The organism is Ideonella sp. P3_A4, from assembly GCF_056403075.1.
Map to the genome: position 1 here is coordinate 1 of NZ_JBFUGE010000355.1, position 6,359 is coordinate 6,359.

At 65.4% G+C, this 6,359-nt stretch carries 6 protein-coding genes; 5 read left to right on the top strand and 1 reads right to left on the bottom strand.

Annotated features, from left to right (window positions below):
- The 5 genes from AC1DYI_RS23880 to AC1DYI_RS23900 form a co-directional block, all read left to right on the top strand.
- On the top strand, positions 1-281 hold a 281-nt coding region (locus tag AC1DYI_RS23880; protein WP_477206626.1), incomplete at its 5' end, for a DUF4148 domain-containing protein.
- A 228-nt stretch (positions 282-509) separates the two neighbouring features.
- Positions 510-899: a hypothetical protein gene (locus AC1DYI_RS23885; protein WP_477206627.1), complete on the top strand. Its 390-nt coding sequence runs from the start codon at positions 510-512 to the stop codon at positions 897-899.
- Between the two features lie 341 nt (positions 900-1,240).
- Complete coding sequence (locus tag AC1DYI_RS23890) at positions 1,241-2,785, top strand: methyl-accepting chemotaxis protein (RefSeq protein WP_477206628.1); 1,545 nt, start codon at positions 1,241-1,243, stop codon at positions 2,783-2,785.
- Positions 2,786-2,861: 76 nt separating this feature from the next.
- Positions 2,862-4,754 carry a GGDEF domain-containing protein gene (locus AC1DYI_RS23895; RefSeq protein WP_477206629.1) on the top strand — a complete coding sequence of 631 codons (1,893 nt, stop codon included), beginning with the start codon at positions 2,862-2,864 and terminating at the stop codon, positions 4,752-4,754.
- 174 nt (positions 4,755-4,928) lie between these two features.
- Positions 4,929-5,375, top strand: a complete 447-nt coding sequence (locus AC1DYI_RS23900) for a DUF4148 domain-containing protein (RefSeq protein WP_477206630.1) — start codon at positions 4,929-4,931, stop codon at positions 5,373-5,375.
- Positions 5,376-5,453: 78 nt separating this feature from the next.
- Here AC1DYI_RS23900 and AC1DYI_RS23905 read toward each other — a convergent pair.
- On the bottom strand, positions 5,454-6,359 hold a 906-nt coding region (locus tag AC1DYI_RS23905; protein WP_477206631.1), incomplete at its 5' end, for a hypothetical protein.

A 6,359-nucleotide genomic window follows, 5' to 3' on the forward strand; every position in this document is an offset into this window, starting at 1 on the left:
AGTACATCGCCAAGCGCGATGCCAACAACATCGCCAGCTTCAACCCGGAAGCGGCTTACTTCGCGCAGAACAACGATTCGAGCAAGGCGATCGCAGCGCTGTTCACCCGCAAGCCGGCCCAAACGCAAGCCTCGGCCAGCGGCCTGAGCCGCGACGAAGTCCGCGCCGAAGTGATCGCCGCCCGCGCCAACGGTGAAATGAACGTGTTCGACACCGAGACGAACCTGCGCGTGGCCCCGGCTGCCGTGCGCCAAGCGCCGACCGCGGTCGCGCAGCGCTGATCTCGAGGCCGTCAAGCCAAGTTATCAGGGGGCGCCAGACGCCTCCAAAAAGGGGAAGGGCGAACCGACGGTTCGCCCTTTTCGCATTCGAAAGACGGGCGTCGATGGCACGCTGTCGATCGGGGTCAACGCCAGGGCGGGTACCACAAACCCGGTTCAATCGTGGTCTTGGCCGCCGCCTGTCCATCGGCTAGATTGCCTCGTGCTCAAGCGAGGGAGAGTCCGGGCATGGCCACGCAGCAAGACGGCCTGAATGTCGAACACCGGGCAGGGGTGCTCACCTGCCCTCATGCCACGTGCGTCAAGGCCGTGGCAGTGACGGGGGCCCTCGGGAGTTGGCTGCTTCCCATTGCCATGAGCCTCGGCGCGGTCTCGTCGATGCGACCCTATGCCGTTGCTGGCCTGGCTGCGTGTGCGCTGTGCTGGGGCATTTCGCTGATCCTGGCTTGGCGGCTCTATTGCCCTTGGTGCTGCGAACGCCTGTTCTTTGTCTCAGGTGTGGCCAACTCGCCGGGTTGGAGTCAGCTCGCTCGGCAGTTCGTCCCCTATGAAACCGTGGTCCATGGCAGGCTCTCGTGCCCGCACTGCCGCTCACGTTTTACGCTGAGCGACCATTAGTTGCGGAGCGCCGGGCGTGCATGCCTGCACTCGCCGTCGCGTGAACAACGCCTCATCGCCCTGAGCAACGGCCCGCACCGGCTCAAGTTGTCTCATTTCCTGCCGATCTAGGCAGGCGCGACTGACTGTCCTCTGCAAAGCCGCAGAGCAGGCGGCATTCGCCTTTGGCCCTGACGCGACCTGCATCGCGTCGGCCGCTTGCCCATTCCGCTCACCGCCCGACACGGGTGAAACGGCGACACCTTCCTGCGTTTGCTCGACCCACTCGCAACGCCGACCCTTTCATGGCCTGCCCGGCGGGCTGCGCCATGACCCGACACCCAAGGAACACGATGAGCTTCATGAACCGCCATTCCCTCAAGACCAGGCTCGTCTGGCTGACGGGAGCCACCGTGCTGGCGCTGGTCGGCGTGGCCCTGGCCGGCGGCCTGGGGCTGAACCACTCGGCCAGAGACTTCGAGCGCTTCGTCGTCCAGGACGTGCAGGCCCTGGCTCACATCGGCCACCTTCAGGGGGCGGCCAACAGCCTGCGCCGCAATGAGAAGGACCTGCTCATCAACCTGGCCAACGAAAAGAAGGCCAAGGAAAGCATCGAGGACTGGAAGGCCGCCGAGGCGAAGGCCCGGGATGCGCTGAACGGCCTCGTCGAGTTGCAACTCAGCCCCGCGATCGGCGAACCAGCGGCGCAGATGCTCAAGCACCTGGAGACCTACGAGGCCGGGTTCGGCAAGGTGTCCGCAGCGGCGCTGCAGGGCGAGTTCGCCACACCGCAGGACGGCAACCAGGCGATGCGCGCCTACAAGACCTCGGTGAACGCGATCGAGGAAGGCGTTGTGGCGCTTGAGAAGCTGCTCAGCGAGCGCCAGGCGGAGCGCCTGGGCCAGCACCGCCGCGATGACAACAGGCTGTACGGCGCATTGGCCGCGGCCACCGTGCTGTTCGCGGCCCTGGTGATGATCTTCGCCCGCATGGTGGCCCGCTCGGTGATCGCACCGATGGCCGAAGCGCAGATGGCGGCGGCCCGCATTGCCCAGCGCGACCTGCGAGGCGAGATCAAGGCGTCGGGCCAGGATGAGGCCGCCAGCCTGCTGAAGGCCATGCGCGACATGCAGCAATCCATCAGCGCGGTGCTGAGTGGCGCAAAGCAGAGCTCCGACTCGATTGCGAACGCCTCGCGCGAAGTGGCGGCGGGCTCGCAGGATTTGTCCCAGCGCACCGAGCGGTCGGCGGCCGACCTTCAGGTGCTGGCCTCGACGATGGACGAGATCACCCAGTCGGTGCAGCAGAACAGCGCCTCGGCCCAAGAGGCGAAGCAGCTATCGGATGAAGCCAGCCAGGTGGCCCACCGCGGCCGCAGCGTGGTCGAGGAAGTGGTGCTGACCATGCAGCAGATCAGCAACTCCAGCGGTCGCATCGCCGACATCATCGCGACGATCGACGGCATCGCCTTTCAAACCAACATCCTGGCGCTGAACGCTGCGGTGGAAGCCGCTCGTGCCGGTGAACAAGGCCGTGGATTTGCCGTCGTCGCCGGCGAAGTGCGCTCGCTGGCACAGCGAAGCGCCGAGGCGGCCAAAGAGATCAAGCAGCTGATCGGCCACTCCAGCGAGCAGGTCGGTCTCGGCGTCGACAAGGTCGAACGCGCCGGCCAGACCATGGGCGAGATCGTGCAGGCGGTGGGCCGCGTTTCCGGCATCGTGGGCGAGATCAGCCACGCCACGCAAGAGCAGAGCGCTGGCATCCGGCAGGTGGCTGAAGCCGTGACCCGGCTCGACGAGACGACACAGCAAAACGCCGCGCTCGTCGAAGAGTCGGCAGCGGCCGCCGCCAGCCTGCGAACCCAGGCCAACGAGCTGGCAACGGCGGTGGCGGTCTTCAAGGTCTGACGCGATCGGCTTCTCAGGGCGAACAAGGCTGAGCCGAAAACAGGATGCGTACCCAAGAACATCGAGGTTCCCCCAAATGACCAGCCTGGCGCTGCTTCGGCGAGCGTTGCTGACACTGCAGCTGGTGCTGGCCGTACCCGCCTGGGCCACGCCAGATCTGCCCACGTTGGAGCAGAAGGTCTTCACCGACCCCGCCGTAGCGTTTGCCGAAGCGACACGGCTGCTCAACGATCCGTCGAACTCGCGCAGCGTGCAGGCTCGGCTCCATCTGGCCGCTGCCGAAGCCGCGATGCAGATCACCCGGCCTGCGGACGCGTCCGACCAGGTGGAGCAGGCGAGAACGGTGGCCACGGACCCGGCCGTCAAGCTGCGGATCGAGCTGGTCGCGGCTTATGCCATGGACTATGCGGGGCAGGTCGACCAAGCCTACGCACTGACCGATAGAGCTGTCACGCGAGCGCGGGAGCTGCAAGAGCCGGCGTTGCTCGGCGAGGCGTACTTGGCGCGTGCGGCGCTTGCTCACAGCAAAGCGCGGTTTGTCGAAGCCCTGCAGGATTGCTACCTGGCCAGCATCACGCTGCCTGCCACCGGGCCACGGTACGTCCGCGCGGATGCCGACATGACCATCGGCCAGATCTACCTGGGCGTGCCCGATACGGCGCAGGCTGTGGTCACCTTCACCAAGGCCGTTGCGGCGTACAGGCAGAACGACTCGGGCTGGAAACTGGCCAACGCGCTGTACCAGTTGGGCATTGCGCATTACCACCGCCGCGACATGCGTGCGGCGCAGGCGGCGCTGCTCGAGTACCGGCGCCTGGCGCAGCGGTATGGCGACGTTCAAGGCGTGGCCTATGCGGACATCGTCCTGCTCAAGATCGAGCTGCTGGAAGGGGCGACGCAGTTGGCGGATTTCAACGCCCGAACGGAGGCGATCGAGAAGGTGCTTCGCGAGGCCTCGCTCGGCTATCTGCAGACGGATGTCTACCTGATCAAGGCCAAGTACGCCAAGGTTCGGGGCCAGATGCCGGAGGCGCTCAGCATGGCGACCAAGGCGCTCGACGTGGCCGTGGCGACGTCTCTGCCCCTCGAGCAGCGCGACGCGTTGGCCCTGCGAGCTGACCTGTTGACGCGCCTGGGACGGCACAGCGAAGCGGCCGAGGACCTGCGCAAGGCCTACGACCTGCTCAAGGAGGCCAACGCATCCTCGGAGATCCGTTCCGAGACCATCAATGCGTTCATCCTGGATTCGCAACGTAAACGAACGGAGATCGATTCGGTTTCGCAAGAGGCCAGCGCAGCACATGAGCGCTTTCTGCTGGCCTGCTATGCCGGTGCGCTGATCTTGCTGCTGTTGTTGTGCCTGTTGTACTTTCTGTTCCGCTCGATCCGCCTTGGCCGGCTGCTGCGGGCGCTTGCCACGACCGACCCGTTGACGAAGTTGTCGAATCGTCGCGCGATTTGCGAGGCGCTGGACCGGGAGGTTCGTCTGGTGACCCGGTACCCGAGGCCGCTGGTCTGCGCGATGGTGGACATCGACCACTTCAAGCGGATCAACGACACCCACGGCCATCCGGCCGGCGACCAGGTCATACGGAAGGTGGCGGAAACCATCTCCAGCAGCCTGCGGAACACCGACTACGTGGGCCGTTATGGCGGGGAAGAGTTTCTGCTGGTCCTGCCGAATACCTCCGGCCCGCAGGCGCAGATCGTTCTTGAACGAGTTCGGGTGGCTGTCGAGAGGATCTGCCTTGAGTGGGGCGCGACGCAGATCCCGTTCACCGCGAGCATCGGCTTCTCGGAAATGCAGAGCTCGCACGGCTCGGCGACCCTCCTGTCGCTGGCCGACCAGGCGCTTTATGTCGCAAAGGCTGGCGGGCGAAACCGCGTGGCCGCTCATGTCTGCGAAGCCGCAGACCTTGTTCGCCCCTCAACATCAACCATTGCTGATTTGGAAACGGACTGTGTTTGATTGGATGGTTTATTCCTGAAAGGTGAATCTCTACAGTTGAGTCCATCGATGAGCCGCAACAACAAGACGACTCACCGAGGCAAGGACAGGACGGCAGCGTGACTCCCCAGCGCTTGACCGCCATGCCCGGAAACGAAAAGTCTCAACCGATTGACCCCTGAAAGGATCACCATCATGTTCGCCAAGCAAGCCCAAATCGCCGTTGCCRCCATCGCCCTGACCATCGCCGGCGGCGCCTTCGCCCAGTCGACCGAGCGCAATGTGTTCGACACGGAAACGAACCTGCGCATGCCCGCCGCCGTGTCGTCCGAAGGCCTGAGCCGCGAAGCCGTGCAAGCCCAGTACATCGCCAAGCGCGACGCCAACAACATCGCCAGCTTCAACCCCGAAGCGGCCTACTTCGCCCAGAACAACAACTCGGCCAACGCGATTGCCGCGCTGTTCACCCGCAAGCCGGCTCAAACGCAAGCCTCGGCCAGCGGCCTGAGCCGCGACGAAGTGCGCGCTGAAGTGATCGCCGCCCGCGCCAATGGCGAGATCAACGTGTTCGACACCGAGACGAACCTGCGCGTCGCGCCGAGCGTCCGCGTGCCGGCCGCCACGACGCTGGCTCAGCGCTAATCACCGGCCGGACCCCGGCCACCAAGCAAAAGGGCAGCTCGACGCTGCCCTTTTGCATTGGCGTGGTTGCGCAGGCCGCTACTGAGGCCTGGTGCAAAGGTCGAGGATCTTCACCGAGCCTTCCAGGCTCAGGGTCGCCGGGTCCTGGGTGACCGGCCAGCGGGCGTCGAAGGCGACGCGGCAGCCGTCGGGCGAGACCTCGATGGCCGACATGATGCGGAACGACTCGTGAGACGGTGCGCTGGCGAACCACACGCGCGAACTCTTGCCGCCACGTGTCAGGTACAGCCCGCCAGCGGCAGCGGACGAGTCTGCGACGAGCACCAGGCTGCCGCCGGCCACTGGCAGCATCAGGGCATCCGTGGACAACCGGCGTTCGGTGAAGTACGCCGCCAGGGCAGGCGGGAAAGGCACACGTTCGACCTGACCGTTCGCCCGCAGCAGCAGTGCGGGGAACAGCTGTTCCCCGCGCTTGTCGGTCCAACGGTGCAGACCGACGTTCAGCAAATGCGCGCCCAGGAAAGGCAGGTGCGTGATGTTCAGACCGATCTTGTCGCTGGTGACGTCGAGCGCGATCTCCCGATCGCCGGCTTTCAGTTGGACTGGCTGCGGTGTGTCGCCGAATGCACGGTGCCAGGTGATGAAGCCTTCACCCGGCTGCAGATAGATGCGCGGCTGGTCGTTGTGGGCGCCCGGGATCGATTCCTTGACATCTTCGGCCAAGGTCTGGCGGCACAGCGAGTCGTTCCAGTTCGGGTGCGCGCGGTCTGGCCAGGACACCAGGCGGTTCGCTGCGCCATCCCACTTGAACCATTGCGTCGTGGGGGCGGGGCCGAATTCGCTGCCGTGAAAGTAGGCGCGTGTATCGCCGACTGCGGCGCTCACGACACCGGCGGGTGGGTTGGTGCAGGTCAATCGGCCCTGCGGGACGATGGTGCGCTGCTGCCGGGTGCGGGGGTCGAAGGCGACCACCTGTTGCGACGT